The sequence below is a fragment of the Pedobacter sp. genome, assembly GCF_965227205.1.
Taxonomy (GTDB): domain Bacteria; phylum Bacteroidota; class Bacteroidia; order Sphingobacteriales; family Sphingobacteriaceae; genus Pedobacter.
Window position 1 is genome coordinate 4,121,561 of the sequence record NZ_OZ245727.1, and the last position, 14,963, is coordinate 4,136,523.

Annotated in this window: 15 protein-coding genes; all 15 read left to right on the top strand. The window is 37.5% G+C overall.

All coding sequences use genetic code 11. The features are described 5' to 3' along the window. Positions 1 to 207: 207 nt before the first annotated feature. The 15 genes from ACO05K_RS17855 to ACO05K_RS17925 all read left to right on the top strand — a co-directional run bounded on the left by ACO05K_RS17855 (position 208) and on the right by ACO05K_RS17925 (position 14,963). On the top strand, positions 208 to 1,110 hold the full coding sequence (locus ACO05K_RS17855) for a PstS family phosphate ABC transporter substrate-binding protein (protein ID WP_421945768.1): 903 nt from the start codon (positions 208 to 210) through the stop codon (positions 1,108 to 1,110). 109 nt (positions 1,111 to 1,219) lie between these two features. Continuing rightward, positions 1,220 to 2,935 (top strand): hypothetical protein, encoded by a 1,716-nt coding sequence (locus tag ACO05K_RS17860; RefSeq protein WP_421945769.1) that lies wholly within the window; start codon positions 1,220 to 1,222, stop codon positions 2,933 to 2,935. A gap of 83 nt (positions 2,936 to 3,018) precedes the next feature. Next, positions 3,019 to 3,390, top strand: coding sequence for an NADH-quinone oxidoreductase subunit A (locus tag ACO05K_RS17865; RefSeq protein WP_421945770.1), 372 nt, complete (start codon positions 3,019 to 3,021; stop codon positions 3,388 to 3,390). A 143-nt stretch (positions 3,391 to 3,533) separates the two neighbouring features. Then, positions 3,534 to 4,076, top strand: a complete 543-nt coding sequence (locus ACO05K_RS17870; protein ID WP_039472971.1) for an NADH-quinone oxidoreductase subunit B — start codon at positions 3,534 to 3,536, stop codon at positions 4,074 to 4,076. Continuing rightward, complete coding sequence (locus tag ACO05K_RS17875) at positions 4,076 to 4,576, top strand: NADH-quinone oxidoreductase subunit C (RefSeq protein ID WP_421945771.1); 501 nt, start codon at positions 4,076 to 4,078, stop codon at positions 4,574 to 4,576. The genes ACO05K_RS17870 and ACO05K_RS17875 overlap by 1 nt, the downstream gene beginning before the upstream one ends. Positions 4,577 to 4,581: 5 nt before the next feature. After that, positions 4,582 to 5,796, top strand: a complete 1,215-nt coding sequence (locus ACO05K_RS17880) for an NADH-quinone oxidoreductase subunit D (RefSeq protein ID WP_421945772.1) — start codon at positions 4,582 to 4,584, stop codon at positions 5,794 to 5,796. Continuing rightward, entirely contained in the window at positions 5,789 to 6,304 is a 516-nt protein-coding gene (gene nuoE / locus ACO05K_RS17885; protein WP_421945773.1) for an NADH-quinone oxidoreductase subunit NuoE, read from the top strand. The genes ACO05K_RS17880 and nuoE overlap by 8 nt, the downstream gene beginning before the upstream one ends. Before the next feature lie 76 nt (positions 6,305 to 6,380). Then, positions 6,381 to 7,748, top strand: a complete 1,368-nt coding sequence (gene nuoF, locus ACO05K_RS17890) for an NADH-quinone oxidoreductase subunit NuoF (protein ID WP_421945774.1) — start codon at positions 6,381 to 6,383, stop codon at positions 7,746 to 7,748. Positions 7,749 to 7,966: 218 nt separating this feature from the next. After that, positions 7,967 to 8,977 carry a 2Fe-2S iron-sulfur cluster-binding protein gene (locus tag ACO05K_RS17895; RefSeq protein ID WP_421945775.1) on the top strand — a complete coding sequence of 337 codons (1,011 nt, stop codon included), beginning with the start codon at positions 7,967 to 7,969 and terminating at the stop codon, positions 8,975 to 8,977. Continuing rightward, on the top strand, positions 8,977 to 10,014 hold the full coding sequence (gene nuoH, locus ACO05K_RS17900) for an NADH-quinone oxidoreductase subunit NuoH (protein WP_421945776.1): 1,038 nt from the start codon (positions 8,977 to 8,979) through the stop codon (positions 10,012 to 10,014). The genes ACO05K_RS17895 and nuoH overlap by 1 nt, the downstream gene beginning before the upstream one ends. 2 nt (positions 10,015 to 10,016) lie before the next feature. Further along, the gene (locus ACO05K_RS17905) at positions 10,017 to 10,520 is read left to right on the top strand and encodes a NuoI/complex I 23 kDa subunit family protein (protein WP_154279595.1); all 504 of its coding nucleotides are present in this window, start codon (positions 10,017 to 10,019) and stop codon (positions 10,518 to 10,520) included. 193 nt (positions 10,521 to 10,713) lie between these two features. Then, positions 10,714 to 11,217 (top strand): NADH-quinone oxidoreductase subunit J, encoded by a 504-nt coding sequence (locus ACO05K_RS17910; protein WP_316735423.1) that lies wholly within the window; start codon positions 10,714 to 10,716, stop codon positions 11,215 to 11,217. Continuing rightward, a complete protein-coding gene (gene nuoK / locus ACO05K_RS17915; protein ID WP_010601897.1) occupies positions 11,217 to 11,546 on the top strand; it encodes an NADH-quinone oxidoreductase subunit NuoK in 330 nt (109 codons plus the stop codon). Before ACO05K_RS17910 ends, nuoK begins: the two co-directional genes overlap by 1 nt. Before the next feature lie 13 nt (positions 11,547 to 11,559). Further along, a complete protein-coding gene (gene nuoL, locus ACO05K_RS17920) occupies positions 11,560 to 13,461 on the top strand; it encodes an NADH-quinone oxidoreductase subunit L (protein WP_421945777.1) in 1,902 nt (633 codons plus the stop codon). Positions 13,462 to 13,481: 20 nt separating this feature from the next. Further along, the gene (locus tag ACO05K_RS17925; protein ID WP_421945778.1) at positions 13,482 to 14,963 is read left to right on the top strand and encodes a complex I subunit 4 family protein; all 1,482 of its coding nucleotides are present in this window, start codon (positions 13,482 to 13,484) and stop codon (positions 14,961 to 14,963) included.

Here is a 14,963-nt window from a genome sequence, read left to right on the forward strand (position 1 = left end):
TTTTAAGCAAAAATCGCCTAAACAGCGGTTTTTGCTCATTTTAGGCCTTATCATGTTCGTGTTTTATCTAGTTATAGGTTTAGCATGTATCTTTTGGAAAGGTTTGCCTTTAAATATTTCGTACCCATACAAAGTTGCAATTGGAATATTTCTTATTGTTTATGCATTTATCAGATTATTAAGCTTAGGAAGACGAGATTAAAATCAATGAGAAATATCTTAATATTATTACTGGCTTTATTTACTTTTTCTTCGTGTAATCGCAATAAAAATGAACATGAAGTTAAAGAAACCAGGACAAGCGGAACTTTAAAAATATTAGTTGATGAAACTGTCGGACCAATTGTTCAGGAAGAGATTGATATTTTTAGAATGGATTATCCGCAGGCGACTTTTATAACTACAGTAAAACCTGAAGAAAAATTATTGCCAGCCTTTTTAAATGATAGTGTAAGGGTTATTGTTTTACCTAGAATGCTGACTAAGCAGGAGGAGAAATATTATAATCAGCGTAAGATTAAAATCAATACTTCGCGTTTTGCAGTTGATGGAATTGCATTAATTACTAATGCAGACAATATTGATAGTGTAATTAACGTTAAAGAAATTATTGATATATTGCAGGGCAAGGATTCGGGTAAGAAATTGGTATTTGATAACGCTTATTCCAGTACTTTTAAGTACTTTAAACAACTGGCTAATATCAGTCAGTTTCCCCAAAAAGGTGTGTATTCTAAAAATTCAAGCACTGAGGTAATTAACCTTATAGCTGAAGATAAAAGTTTTATTGGTATTTTAGGCGTTAACTGGCTTTCAGAAAAGAATCCCATTATGCTTAAGAATGGTAGTAAAATTAAAACACTTGGGGTTAAGAATTTAAAAGGAAGTCCGGGTGATGATAAATATTATAAACCCACTCAATTAAATTTAATTGATGGTGTTTATCCGCTTTTGAGGAATATTAATATTATAGATTGTGAAGGTAGGGGTGGTTTAGGCACAGGATTTGCAACATGGTTAAGGAGTCAAAGAGGACAGTTAATTGTACTGAAATCTGAACTGGCGCCACATAAATTAATGCCGAGAGAGCTCAACATAACAAAAAAATAATAAATTGAACCACGATTGCTACAAGCAATCAAATAAAAAAGAATATCAGATGAAGCTTTGCATTAGTTTATGTAAACTTTACAACCATTAAAAAAACAAAAAAAGAACTATGAAAATTTTAAAGAAAGCAATAACCTTAAATGTAGGTTTGGTGTTGATGGGTTCTGCAGTTTTTGCTCAAAGTTTAAACGACGCGAAAAAAGCGATCGATGCCGAACAATACCAAAAGGCAACATCAATGCTTAAAACATTAGTAAACTCTCAAGCGTCTAATGGTGATAATTTTTATAACCTAGGCTTGGTATATTTAAGAACCGGATACATTGATTCGGCAAGAGCTGTATTTACTAAAGGAACAACTGCTGATCCGAAAAATGCTTCTAATTTTGCAGGTTTAGGTCAGGCAGACATATTATCCAACAATGCTGCGTCTGCAAAAACAAATTTTGATAAAGCAGTTTCAGTTGCGCCTAAGGATTACAAAACATATTTAGCTATTGGTAAAGCATATTTAGCACAGGATAAACCTAGTGAAGATGTTTCGAAACCAGATTTCGCAAATGCGATAACTAATTTAACTAAAGCTGATGAATTAGATGCTAAAGATAAAGATGCTGAAGTATTTATTAGTTTAGGTGATGCTTATGCATTGCAGAAGAAAAATTCTGAAGCCATTGGCCCATATTTCCGTGTAGCTGATATCGATCCAACAAACAGAAGAGCTGGAACTCAGGTTGGTAAAATGTACAAAGAAGCACGTTCGTTTCCAGAAGGAGAGGCAGAATTAAATAAAGTAATTGCTGCTGATGCAAACTATGGTCCGGCTTACCGCGAATTAGGTGAGTTATACTTACAGTGGAGTAGCTTTGGTGCAGATAAAGAAAAAGCAGCTAAAGGTGTAGAACTTTATAAAAAGTATATGGACTTAACTGATAAATCTTTAGAGTCTCAGTTACGTTATATGCAATTTTTATTCTATGCTAAAGATTTCCAGGCATTAGAGCAAGTTGCATCAGCAATTCAAGTTCCTGCTAACGATCCAAAAGGTGTTATCGTTTCAAGATTGAAAGGTTGGTCTGCTTATGAGAATAAAAACTATCCTCAGGCTTTAACTAACATGACTGAGTATTTTGCTAAGCAAAAAGATACATCGAAACTATTAGGCTTTGATTATCTTTATTTAGGAAAAGCGCAATTAAAAGGTGGACAGGACAGTTTAGCTTTAATCAATATTACTAAAGCAGTTGAGAAAGATTCTAGTAATACGGATGCTTTAGCTGAAGTTGCAAAAACTTTCTTTGATGCTAAAAAATATGCGAAATCAGCTCAGATTTATGATAAAGTAATTGCTGCTAGTCCCAACGGAAAAGGCGTTTTGTATAGCTATTTTTACAATGGTTTAGCATACTACTTTGAGTACGCAACTCAATATTCGGCTAAGAAAAATCCATCGAAAGACTTATTAGTAAAAGCTGACTCATCTATTGCTAAAGTGGCTCAATTAGCTCCAGAAACAACTGATGCATATCTTTATCGGGCAAGAATTAATAACTTGTTAGATGACGAGAAAGCTCCTAAAGGTTTAGCGGTACCGTTTTTCGAAACATTCGTTAAAAAAGTTACTGAAAAACCAGAGTTGGTAACACCAAATGCTAAGAAGTTATCTGAAGCATATGATAACTTAGGTGGCTATTATTTCAATTCGGATAAAGCAAAAGCTAAAGAATATTTCGATAAAAGTGTAGCGGTTTATCCAACTGGAACTTTTGCTGCGGCTAAATTAAAAGAACTAGCTGCTCCGGCTCCAAAAGGAAAAGGTAAATAATTACAACAGTTAAATAATTTAGAAAAGGCAGAGTTTGGTTACTCTGCCTTTTTCTTTTACTTTTGCATCAGAAAATAATAATTATGCAAGCGCAAAGTACCTCAATAGATTTTTTACCAATTATATTTCAAGTAATTGTTGCTTTAGGTTTTGTTGTAACCACATTGGTTGCTACACACTTTTTAGGTCCGAAACGTAAAACAAGCGATAAACTTGAAGTTTTTGAGGCAGGTGTTAAAAGTATTGGTAATGCTCGTCAGCCGTTTTCCATTAAATATTTTGTTGTAGCCATCCTTTTTGTATTGTTCGATATCGAAGTTATCTTCATGTATCCATGGGCAGTAAATTTTCGCGAACTTAAAATGGACGGAATGATTGAAATGTTCATCTTTATGGGAACATTATTGTTAGGATTTATTTATGTAATCAAGAAAAAAGTTTTAGACTGGAATTAGGCGTGTATCAATTACACTTACTAAGGAAGTTTTTGACTAATTTAGAAAGGTTCTAAATCAAGCTAAGCTAGTTTAATTGCCTTTTAAATATTGTAAATTTGTTGCTCATTCTGTAAAAGGGTGAGCATTTTTTGTTTATAAACATGAGTGAAATTAATATAGTTGATGCGCCTCCAGGAACCGAAGGACCTGGCTATTTTGCCACTTCTTTAGATAAAGTGATTGGTTTGGCTCGTTCAAATTCATTATGGCCTCTGCCGTTTGCAACGTCTTGTTGTGGAATCGAGTTTATGGCAACCATGGGTTCTCATTACGATTTAGGTCGTTTTGGTGCAGAGCGTTTGAGTTTTTCTCCACGTCAGGCTGATGTTTTAATGGTTATGGGAACTATCGCTAAAAAGATGGCTCCGGTACTTAAGCAGGTTTATATCCAAATGGCAGAGCCACGTTGGGTAATGGCTGTTGGTGCTTGTGCAAGTAGTGGTGGTATTTTCGATACTTATTCTGTATTACAAGGTATTGATGAAGTTATTCCTGTGGATGTTTATGTTCCAGGCTGCCCACCAAGACCAGAAGCTATTTTAGACGGCTTCCAGCGTATTCAGGATTTGGTTAAAAACGAATCTGGCAGAAGAAGAAACTCTGATTATTACAAAGAACTTTTAGGTCAATACGGCATTAAATAATGGAAGAAACGACACTAAATAACGACATCCACGTTAAGCTGACTGAAAAGTTCGGTGAAAAAGTTACTGCTGTTTCTGAGCCTTATGGTTTGTTAACTTTTGTAACTTATAAAGATGTTATCATCAATGTGCTTTCGCATCTTAAAGAAGAATTAAAATTTAACTTCTTAACTGATATTACTGCAGTTCACTACCCAGGTAAAGACCACGGTATTGCTGTAGTTTACCATTTAAATAATATGGTAGAACGTGTTAGGATTAGAGTAAAGGTTTTTATTTCAGAGCAAAATCCAACCATCCCAACGGCAACAACAGTTTGGAAAGGTGCAAACTGGATGGAGCGTGAAACGTATGATTTGTTTGGAGTTAAATTTGAAGGTCACCCTGATTTACGCCGCATTTTAAATATGGATGATTTAGGTGTTCACCCGATGTTAAAACAATATCCATTGGAAGACCCAAATAGAGTTGATAAAAAGGACGAATTTTTTGGAAGGTAATTTATATGAATCATAACCATCCGGTATATACAGATAACGACCCGCAAAGTGAGCTGGTAACCTTAAACTTAGGTCCAACGCACCCTGCAACACACGGCGTTTTTCAAAATGTTTTGCAGTTAGATGGCGAACGTATTGTGAGCGGCGTTTCTACAATTGGGTACATTCACCGTGCTTTCGAAAAGATTGCCGAGCACCGCCCGTTTTATCAAATTACACCATTAACCGACCGTTTAAATTACTGTTCATCGCCTATTAATAATATGGGGTGGCACATGACGGTTGAGAAATTGTTAAATATCCAGATGCCAAAACGTGTAGATTATCTTCGCGTGATTATCATGGAGCTTTCTCGTATCGCCGACCATATTATTTGTAATACAATTATTGGTCAGGATACAGGAGCAACAACAACTTTCCTTTACCTTTTCCAATTCCGTGAACACATTTACGAAATCTTTGAAGAGGTTTGTGGTGCCCGTTTAACAACAAATATTGGTCGTATAGGCGGTTTTGAAAGAGATTTCAACGATATCGCCTTTGCGAAAATCAATAAATTTTTAAAAGAGTTTCCTGTTGCTTTAAAGGAGTTTGAAAATCTTTTAACCCGTAACCGTATTTTCATCGACAGAACCGCTGGTGTTGCTGAGGTAACTAAGGAAGCAGCTTTAGAATATAGCTGGACTGGTCCATTACTTCGTGCTGCTGGTGTAGATTATGATGTTCGCGTAGCTGACCCATATTCGTCATACCAAGATTTTGATTTCGAGATCCCGGTAGGTACAAGTGGCGATATTTACGACAGATATTTGGTGCGTAACGAAGAAATGTGGCAAAGTTTGCGCATTATCGAACAAGCGCTAGTGAAGTTGAAAACAGAAGAAAAAGGCATTTTCCATGCTGATGTTCCTGAGTTTTATCTTCCTCCAAAACAAGAAGTTTACAACAATATGGAAGCATTAATCTATCACTTTAAAATTGTGATGGGTGAAATTGACGCTCCAAAGGCAGAAGTTTATCATGCTGTAGAAGGCGGGAATGGCGAGTTGGGTTTCTATCTGATTAATGATGGTGGCCGTACGCCTTATCGTTTACACTTCCGCAGACCAAGTTTTATAAATTACCAAATGTTTGCACCAATGAGCGAAGGCATGCTATTGTCTGATGCCATTATCAACATGAGTAGTATGAATATTATTGCAGGAGAATTAGATGCTTAAAGTAGAAGAACAAACACCTGTACAATTTTCGTCAGAATTGCTTGCCAAATTTGACGATGTTAAAAGTCGTTACCCTGAAGGGAAAGAAAAATCAGCTTTGCTACCATTATTGCATTTGGTACAGGCAGAATTTCTTTGGGTACCTACATCAGCAATGGACCAAGTGGCCGAATATTTAAACATTCAGCCGATTGAAGTTTATGAAGTAGCAACTTTTTATACCATGTACTTCTTAAAACCACAAGGTAAATATGCTTTAGAGGTTTGCCGTACTGGTCCTTGCTGCCTGGTTGGTGCAGAAAAAATATTAGACCACTTAGAAGCTAAGTTAGGTGTTAAAGAGGGTGAAGTTACAGCAGATGGTTTATTCAGCTTTAGAGGCGTTGAATGTTTGGCTGCTTGTGGTTTCGGACCGGTGTTGCAAATTAGCCCGGAATATACTTTTTACGAAAACCTAACTACCGATAGTGTAGATAAATTGATTGAAGATTTGAAAATTAAGTCCTAAGTTAAAAGTCTGAAGTCGGGAGTCTTTATGATTCTTGGACTATAGACTATAGACTACAGACTATAGACTAATTAAAATGTCTCGAAAACTGCTACTTGAGCATATAAACGTACCAGGCATCAATACACTTGAAGTCTATCGCCAAAAAGGCGGGTACCGTGCCGTGGAAAAAGCCCTTAAAACTTTAACACCTGAAGAGATTGTTGAAGAAGTTAAGAAATCAGGCTTACGCGGTCGTGGTGGTGCGGGTTTCCCTACAGGGATGAAATGGAGCTTTTTGGCTAAACCAGAAGGAGTTGCACGCTATTTGGTTTGTAATGCTGATGAGTCTGAGCCAGGAACTTTCAAAGACCGTTACCTAATGACTTACATTCCTCATGCTTTAATTGAGGGAATGATTGTTGCCAGTTTTGCTTTGGGTGCAAAGGTTTCATACATCTACGTTCGTGGAGAGATGATGCCTCAAATCCGTATCCTGGAAAGAGCAATTGCTGAAGCAAAAGCTGCAGGATGGTTAGGTAAAAACATTTTAGGAACAGGTTACGATTTAGAATTATATGTTCAACCGGGTGGTGGTGCTTACATTTGCGGTGAAGAAACTGCTTTGTTAGAATCGCTTGAAGGTAAAAGAGGTAATCCAAGAATTAAACCACCATTCCCTGCAATCGCAGGTTTATATGGTTGCCCAACGGTAGTAAATAACGTAGAGTCGATTGCTGCAGTGGTACCCATTATTAACGATGGTGGCGATGAATATGCAAAAATAGGTATCGGTAGAAGTACGGGTACAAAATTAATATCAGCATCAGGTAATTTAGTAAAGCCAGGTGTTTATGAAATTGAATTGGGTTTACCAGTGGAAGAATTTATCTATTCTGATGAATACTGTGGTGGTATTGCAAATGGTAAACGCCTAAAAGCAACGGTTGCAGGTGGCTCATCTGTTCCGGTTTTACCAGCTAATTTAACTTTAAAGTATGCTAATGGCGAACCTCGTTTAATGAGTTATGAATCGTTATCAGAAGGTGGATTTGCTACGGGAACCATGATGGGTTCGGGTGGTTTTATTGCTTTTGATGAAGATCAGTGTATGGTTCGTAATACCTGGAATTTCTCTCGTTTTTATCATCACGAAAGTTGCGGACAATGTTCACCTTGCCGTGAAGGTACAGGATGGATGGAAAAAGTGTTGCATAAAATCGAGCATGGTCATGGAACGATGAGTGATGTGGATTTGCTTTGGGATATTCAACGTAAAATAGAAGGTAATACCATTTGTCCATTAGGTGATGCAGCAGCATGGCCAGTGGCGAGTGCAATCCGTCATTTTAGAGATGAATTTGAATGGCACATTAAAGAGCCGGTTAAAAGTCAGCAACAAAATTATGGTATTGCTAATTATGCTGTGCCGATAGAAAAGGCTCCGGTAACGGAGGAGAAATAATTTTCCCCTCGGTGCATTTGCCTCGGTTCGTGTCCTCACGAAACGAAAACATAAAATTGGTTCGTGGAGACACGAACCAGGACGTGAAAGCAAGAGTTTAAACACCACGTCATTGCGAGGACCGAAGCAATCCTAAAGCGATGACATATTGAAAAAGAGATTGCTTCGTGCCTCGCAATGACGGCATGAGCATAAAAAATAAAAGATTATCATTAACCATGAGTGAAAAAGTTAAGGTTACGATAGACGGGATAACAGTAGAGGTTGATAATGGAACCACTATCCTAAATGCTGCAAGGCAAATTGGAGGTGACATTGTTCCGCCAGCGATGTGCTATTATTCTAAGTTAGAAGGCAGTGGTGGTAAGTGCCGTACCTGTATTGTTAAGGTAACAAAAGGTTCGGAGAAAGACCCACGCCCGATGCCAAAATTGGTTGCATCTTGCCGTACAACTGTAATGGATGGTATGGAAGTGTTGAATATTACTTCTCCAGAGGTTTTAGAAGCACGTGCAGGTGTGGTAGAAATTTTATTAATTAACCACCCTTTAGATTGCCCGGTTTGCGACCAGGCTGGTGAATGTGATTTGCAAAACTTAGGTTATGAGCATGGCTTGCAAAAAACTCGTTATGAGTTTGAGCGTCGTACTTTCGACCGTATTGATATTGGTGATAAAATTCAACTACACATGAATCGTTGTATTCTGTGTTATCGTTGTGTTTTCACTGCCGACCAGATTACAAATAAACGCGTTCATGGTATTTTAAACCGTGGCGACCATTCAGAAATTTCTACTTACATCCAACAAGCTGTTGATAATGATTTCTCAGGAAACGTAATTGATGTTTGCCCTGTTGGTGCTTTAACAGATAAAACTTTCCGTTTCAAAAACCGCGTTTGGTTTACCAAACCAGTTGATGCACATCGCAATTGCGACCATGAAAAGTGCAATGGTAAAGTAACACTTTGGTATAAAGGCGAAGATGTTTTACGTGTTACGGCTCGTAAAGACCAGTTTGGTGAAGTAGAAGAATTTATCTGTAACACTTGTCGTTTCGATAAAAAAGCAACTTCTGATTGGACAATTGAGCATCCAACTCATATTGATGATACTTCAGTAATTGCATCAAACCATTACGAAACATTAAAACCACTTCCTGTAATTAAGCCGAATGCAGCTTTACAGGCAGCGAACGAAATTGAATTACATAAAACAGTAAAATACTAATGGAAATAAGTTTTGTTATAGAAAAATTTATTCTGGTAGCGGTAATTTTCGGTATCAGTTTAGTTATTGCCATGTATTCTACTTATGCTGAACGTAAGGTTGCAGCTTATCTTCAAGACCGTTTAGGTCCGGACAGAGCAGGTCCATTTGGTATTTTGCAGCCATTGGCCGATGGTGTTAAGATGTTTATGAAAGAGGAAATTATTCCGGCTTCATCCAACAAATGGTTATTTATTGTGGGGCCAGGTTTGGCTTTACTTTGTGCTTGTATTGGTACAGCTGTTATTCCATGGGGTAGTCCGATGGAAATTGGCGGAAAAATCGTTCCACTACAAGTTGCTGATATTAACGTTGGTGTATTATACATTTTTGGTGTAGTTTCTTTAGGTGTTTATGGCGTTATGATTGGCGGTTGGGCATCTAATAATAAATATTCGCTATTAAGTGCTATTCGTGCTGCATCGCAAAATATCAGTTATGAAATTGCAATGGGTTTATCAATCATCGCTTTGCTTTTGATGACAAACACCTTAAGCTTAAAAGAAATTGTTGACCAGCAACATGGCTGGAGATGGAATGTATTGTATCAACCATTAGGATTTTTAATTTTCATGGTTTGTTCATTTGCTGAAACCAACCGTGCACCTTTCGATTTACCTGAATGTGAAACTGAATTAATCGGTGGTTACCATACGGAGTATTCTTCAATGAAATTAGGTTTCTATTTATTTGCTGAATACATCAACATGTTTGTATCATCAGCAGTAATGGCAACTTTATATTTCGGAGGATACAATTATCCAGGTATGGATTACATGGCTACGCTTTTAGGCCCAACCTGGGCACCATTGTTTGGTGTTGGAATATTCTTCGTGAAAATTGTGTTTTTCATCTTTTTCTTCATGTGGGTACGTTGGACAATCCCTCGTTTCCGTTATGACCAATTGATGAATTTAGGTTGGAAAGGCTTAATACCTTTAGCCATTGCCAACATTATAATAACTGGAATTGTGATTGCGATTATTGAGAAGTTTTAATTATGGAATCATTAAGTAATAAGAAAAAAGTACTGGAACAAAAGCCTTTGAGCTTTATGGAACGCATGTACCTGCCTGCAATTGCAAAAGGTATGGGCATTACCATTAGTCACTTATTCAAAAAAGAGGCTACAGTAAGATATCCAGAAGTAGAACGTGAATTTTCGGCTAACTTTAGAGGGATGCACTCGCTTAAACGCGATGAAAACGGAAAAGAGCGTTGTACGGCTTGCGGTTTATGTGCATTATCTTGTCCGGCTGAAGCAATTACCATGATTGCCGCTGAGCGTAAAAATGATGAGAAGCATTTATACCGCGAAGAAAAATATGCAGCAACTTATGAAATTAATATGTTGCGTTGTATTTTCTGCGGATTATGTGAAGAGGCTTGTCCGAAAGAGGCCATTTACCTAGACGGACCAATTGTACCAGCTGATTATTTACGTAAAGATTTCATTTACGGAAAAGATAAGTTGGTTGAGGCTCCATTGGAGATGAAAAAATAGTATTATGGTTCGTGAGGACACGAACCATGGCAGATAGTAAAAAATAAACTGTTGTCATCCTGAGCTTGTCGAAGGACTAAACATATTACCAGTGCGTCATTGCGAGGAACGAAGCAATCCTAAAGCGATGACAATAAAAATGAGATTGCTTCGTGCCTCGCAATGACGAGGTGTACTAACAAATAACAAATTAATGAGTACACAAGTATTCTATTTCGTAGCCACATTAAGTATCATCTTTTCGCTGATGGTGATTTTTGCAAAAAATCCAATCCACAGTGTATTGTACTTAATCCTTACTTTTTTCACATTCACGGTACATTACGTATTGTTGAATGCACAGTTTTTGGCTGTTGTAAATTTCATTGTTTACATGGGTGCCATCATGGTATTATTCCTATTTGTACTGATGCTCCTCAACCTAAATAAGGAAACCGAGCCGGTAAAATCGCCATTGATTAAAATTGTAGGTGTAATTGCAGGCTGTTGCCTGGTTGTAACCTTAGTTGGTTCTTTCAAAGCGGCAAGCATTAACAGTCCTTTAATTTTGAAAAATCAGGGATTAGGTTTGGTAGAAAACTTAGGTAAAGAGCTTTTTGGGCCATTCTTATTACCATTCGAATTATCATCTCTATTACTGTTGGCAGCAATGGTTGGAGCCGTTTTATTATCTAAAAGAGATGAGGTAGAAGCATAATGGAAAATTTAACTACACAAATGGCAGGCGTTCCGCTAAATCACTACATCTATTTATGTGCAATTATTTTCACAATTGGTGTAATTGGTGTGTTAACGCGTAGAAATGCAATCGTAATTTTTATGTCGGTTGAGTTGATGTTGAATGCTGTGAACTTGCTTTTAACAGCTTTTTCAGTACATAGCAACGACCCATCTGGACAGGTTTTCGTATTCTTTATTATGGCGCTTGCTGCTGCAGAGGTTGCAGTTGGTTTGGCGATTATCGTAATGGTTTACAGAAATACGAAATCGATAGATATTAATGTTTTAAATCGCCTTAAGTGGTAAATATATTATAAGAATGACAATAGAACAATTGATTTGGTTAGTTCCGTTACTTCCTTTTTTAGGGTTTGTAATTAACGGACTGGGCAGAAAATCTTTATCTAAAGGACTTGTTGGTATCATCGGAAGTGGCGTAATTCTAGCTTCTTTTATCATCAGCGTAGTTATTTTCTTTAGTTTACAAGGCGATACACAAAAATCTCACGAAGTATTTTTATTTGACTGGATTAGCGCAGGCACACTGCACATTCCTTTATCATTTCTGGTTGACCCATTGAGTTCAATCATGCTTTTGATTATTACCGGAATAGGTTTCTTAATCCATTTATATTCTACCAGCTACATGCATGATGATGAAGGATTCGGTAAATTCTTCTCTTATCTGAATCTGTTTGTGTTCTTCATGCTCTTGTTGGTATTGGGCTCAAACTATATCGTTATGTTTATTGGTTGGGAAGGCGTAGGTTTATGCTCATACCTTTTAATCGGTTTCTGGTATACCAACAGTGCTTATGCATCGGCAGCAAAAAAAGCTTTCGTAATGAACCGTATTGGAGATTTAGGCTTTTTATTGGGTGTGTTCTTAATATTCAACTTATTCGGAAGTGTTGAGTTCTCGAAAATCTTTCCTCTGGCAGCGAATATGTTGCCAGGTAACAATACCTTGATTTTAATCACCATTTTATTATTTATCGGTGCCTGCGGTAAATCGGCACAATTGCCATTGTTTACCTGGTTACCAGATGCAATGGCTGGACCAACACCTGTTTCTGCGTTAATTCACGCGGCAACGATGGTAACGGCTGGTATTTATATGATTGCCCGTTCGAGTGTATTATTCGACCTTGCGCCGTTTACACAAAACATTATTGCAATTGTTGGCGCAGCAACGGCATTAGTAGCCGCGATTATTGCTTTAACCCAAACAGATATTAAAAAAGTATTGGCTTATTCAACGGTATCTCAATTAGGATATATGTTTTTAGGCTTAGGCGTTGGCGCTTATACGGGTTCATTCTTTCATGTATTAACTCACGCATTCTTTAAAGCATTATTATTCTTAGGTGCAGGTTCGGTAATTCATGCCATGCATCACGAACAAGATATGCGCCACATGGGCGGATTGAGAAAGAAACTTCCAATTACTTTCTTAACGATGATGATTGGTACAATCGCTATTGCAGGTTTACCGCCATTCTCTGGTTTCTTTTCAAAAGATGAAATTTTAGCGCATGCTTTCCAGGCGAGTCCTATCCTTTGGGGAGTGGGTGTACTAACCGCATTCTTAACCGCTTTTTATATGTTCAGAATGATGTTCCTTACTTTCTCAGGAAAATACAGAGGCACACATCACGAAGAAAGTCATGTTCATGAATCGCCAGCAGCAATGACTACTCCGCTAATCATTTTAGCTGTTTTAGCTGCAATCGGTGGAGCGATTAACATTCCTCACGTTTTCGGTGGAAATGAATGGTTGGCACATTGGTTAACTGGAGCTGGTGTTGCGCAACACGAATTAGATTTAAGTCATTCAACGGAATATGCTTTAATGGGTACTTCAGTTGTAGCTGCAATTATCGCTTTGCTTTATGCTTATACGAGATATGTAAAAGGCGCCCGTGTTCCTGTTGCTGATGAAGCACCGCGTTCTGCGTTAGCAAAATTATCTTATCATAAATTTTATTTAGATGAGATTTACGATTTCATCATTACAAAACCACTAGATGCTTTTTCAAGATTTTTCTACAGAATTATCGATACCAAATTCATTGATGGAATTGTGAATGGATTGGGTTGGCGTACAAGCGAGGCCAGTAAAGGTGTTCGTTTATTACAAAGTGGAAATGTAGGTTTCTATATTTTTATGATGGTAGTTGGTATCATCGCATTGCTTGCTTATACATTTTATTACATCTAAAAAGGGTTCAAAAATAAATAATGGAACAACTTTTACTACTTATATTTCTTCCGCTTGTGGGTGCTATCATTACAGCATTTGCAGGTAAGTCGGCTAAAATCGTTTCAACCGTAATTTCGGTTGCTTCCTTAGGCTTGGCGTTGTTTATCGCCTGTAACTTCATTCCAAATGCAAGTACACAGTTCGAAGCGAACTTACCATGGATTGCTGATTTGGGCATTCGTTTTCACGCAGGTATCGATGGAATCAGTATGCTTGTGGTGTTACTGACGAATTTGCTAATTCCGATTATCATTTTATCAAGCTACAAACACGATTATAAAAATCCATCTGCTTTTTATGCATTGATTTTATTCATGCAAACCGGTTTATTATTGGTGTTTACGGCAATGGATGCTTTTCTTTTCTACATCGGATGGGAAGCCGCATTGATTCCAATTTATTTCATCTGCGCATTCTGGGGCGGAAAAGATAGAATCCGTATTAACATGAAGTTCTTCGTTTACACGATTGCAGGTTCACTGTTTATGTTGATGGGGATTATTTATTTGTACTTACAAAACCCTGCTCACAATTTCGATATTCAAGCTTTTTATGCTTTAAATTTAGATAGCGCACAGCAAGGCTGGATTTTCTGGGCTTTCTTTATTGCTTTCGCGATTAAGATGCCGATTTTCCCATTCCATACCTGGCAACCAGATACCTATACAGCAGCGCCAACTCAGGGTACGATGTTGTTATCAGGTATTATGTTGAAAATGGGTATTTACGGCGTAATCAGATGGTTGTTGCCAATCGTTCCGGCAGGTGTTCAGGATTGGTCTTGTCTGGCAATGGTACTTTCAATTATCGGCATCGTTTACGCTTCACTAATCGCATTTACACAGAAAGATGCTAAACGTTTGGTTGCTTATTCTTCAATTGCTCACGTTGGACTAATCTCGGCAGGTATATTCGCATCCTTTAATCTTGGAAATCTTGGTGTACAAGGGATACAAGGTGCAATGGTACAGATGTTAAGTCACGGTATTAACGTAGTTGGTTTGTTCTTCGTTTTAGATATTATCTTTTCTCGTACCAAAACTAACAAAATTGAAGAATTGGGCGGCATTGCTAAATCGGCACCACAACTGGCAATTGTATTCTTAATCATTGTTTTAGGAACTGTAGCTTTACCAGGAACCAACGGTTTTATTGGCGAGTTCTTATTATTAATGGGTGTTTACAATTACGAAATTTGGGCAGCTGCAATTGCAGGTTTGACCATTATTTTCGGAGCAGTTTACATGTTGCGGATGTACCAAAATGTAATGCTTGGCAAAACCAACGAATTAACGATTACATTCACCGATATTCAGGGAACTGAGAAATTGGTTCTTTATATTATCTGTGCATTAATTATCATTTTGGGTGTTTATCCAAAACCATTATTGCACTTAACAGAGGCATCTGTGCAGCATTTATTAGAGCAGGTAAATCAAAAATTAACATCAGTAAAATAA

Bases quoted from the DNA above. Each gene is read 5' to 3' on its own strand.
- ACO05K_RS17855 (WP_421945768.1), top strand. From the start codon at position 208: ATGAGAAATATCTTAATATTATTACTGGCTTTATTTACTTTTTCTTCG.
- ACO05K_RS17860 (WP_421945769.1), top strand. From the start codon at position 1,220: ATGAAAATTTTAAAGAAAGCAATAACCTTAAATGTAGGTTTGGTGTTG.
- ACO05K_RS17865 (WP_421945770.1), top strand. From the start codon at position 3,019: ATGCAAGCGCAAAGTACCTCAATAGATTTTTTACCAATTATATTTCAA.
- ACO05K_RS17870 (WP_039472971.1), top strand. From the start codon at position 3,534: ATGAGTGAAATTAATATAGTTGATGCGCCTCCAGGAACCGAAGGACCT.
- ACO05K_RS17875 (WP_421945771.1), top strand. From the start codon at position 4,076: ATGGAAGAAACGACACTAAATAACGACATCCACGTTAAGCTGACTGAA.
- ACO05K_RS17880 (WP_421945772.1), top strand. From the start codon at position 4,582: ATGAATCATAACCATCCGGTATATACAGATAACGACCCGCAAAGTGAG.
- nuoE (WP_421945773.1), top strand. From the start codon at position 5,789: ATGCTTAAAGTAGAAGAACAAACACCTGTACAATTTTCGTCAGAATTG.
- nuoF (WP_421945774.1), top strand. From the start codon at position 6,381: ATGTCTCGAAAACTGCTACTTGAGCATATAAACGTACCAGGCATCAAT.
- ACO05K_RS17895 (WP_421945775.1), top strand. From the start codon at position 7,967: ATGAGTGAAAAAGTTAAGGTTACGATAGACGGGATAACAGTAGAGGTT.
- nuoH (WP_421945776.1), top strand. From the start codon at position 8,977: ATGGAAATAAGTTTTGTTATAGAAAAATTTATTCTGGTAGCGGTAATT.
- ACO05K_RS17905 (WP_154279595.1), top strand. From the start codon at position 10,017: ATGGAATCATTAAGTAATAAGAAAAAAGTACTGGAACAAAAGCCTTTG.
- ACO05K_RS17910 (WP_316735423.1), top strand. From the start codon at position 10,714: ATGAGTACACAAGTATTCTATTTCGTAGCCACATTAAGTATCATCTTT.
- nuoK (WP_010601897.1), top strand. From the start codon at position 11,217: ATGGAAAATTTAACTACACAAATGGCAGGCGTTCCGCTAAATCACTAC.
- nuoL (WP_421945777.1), top strand. From the start codon at position 11,560: ATGACAATAGAACAATTGATTTGGTTAGTTCCGTTACTTCCTTTTTTA.
- ACO05K_RS17925 (WP_421945778.1), top strand. From the start codon at position 13,482: ATGGAACAACTTTTACTACTTATATTTCTTCCGCTTGTGGGTGCTATC.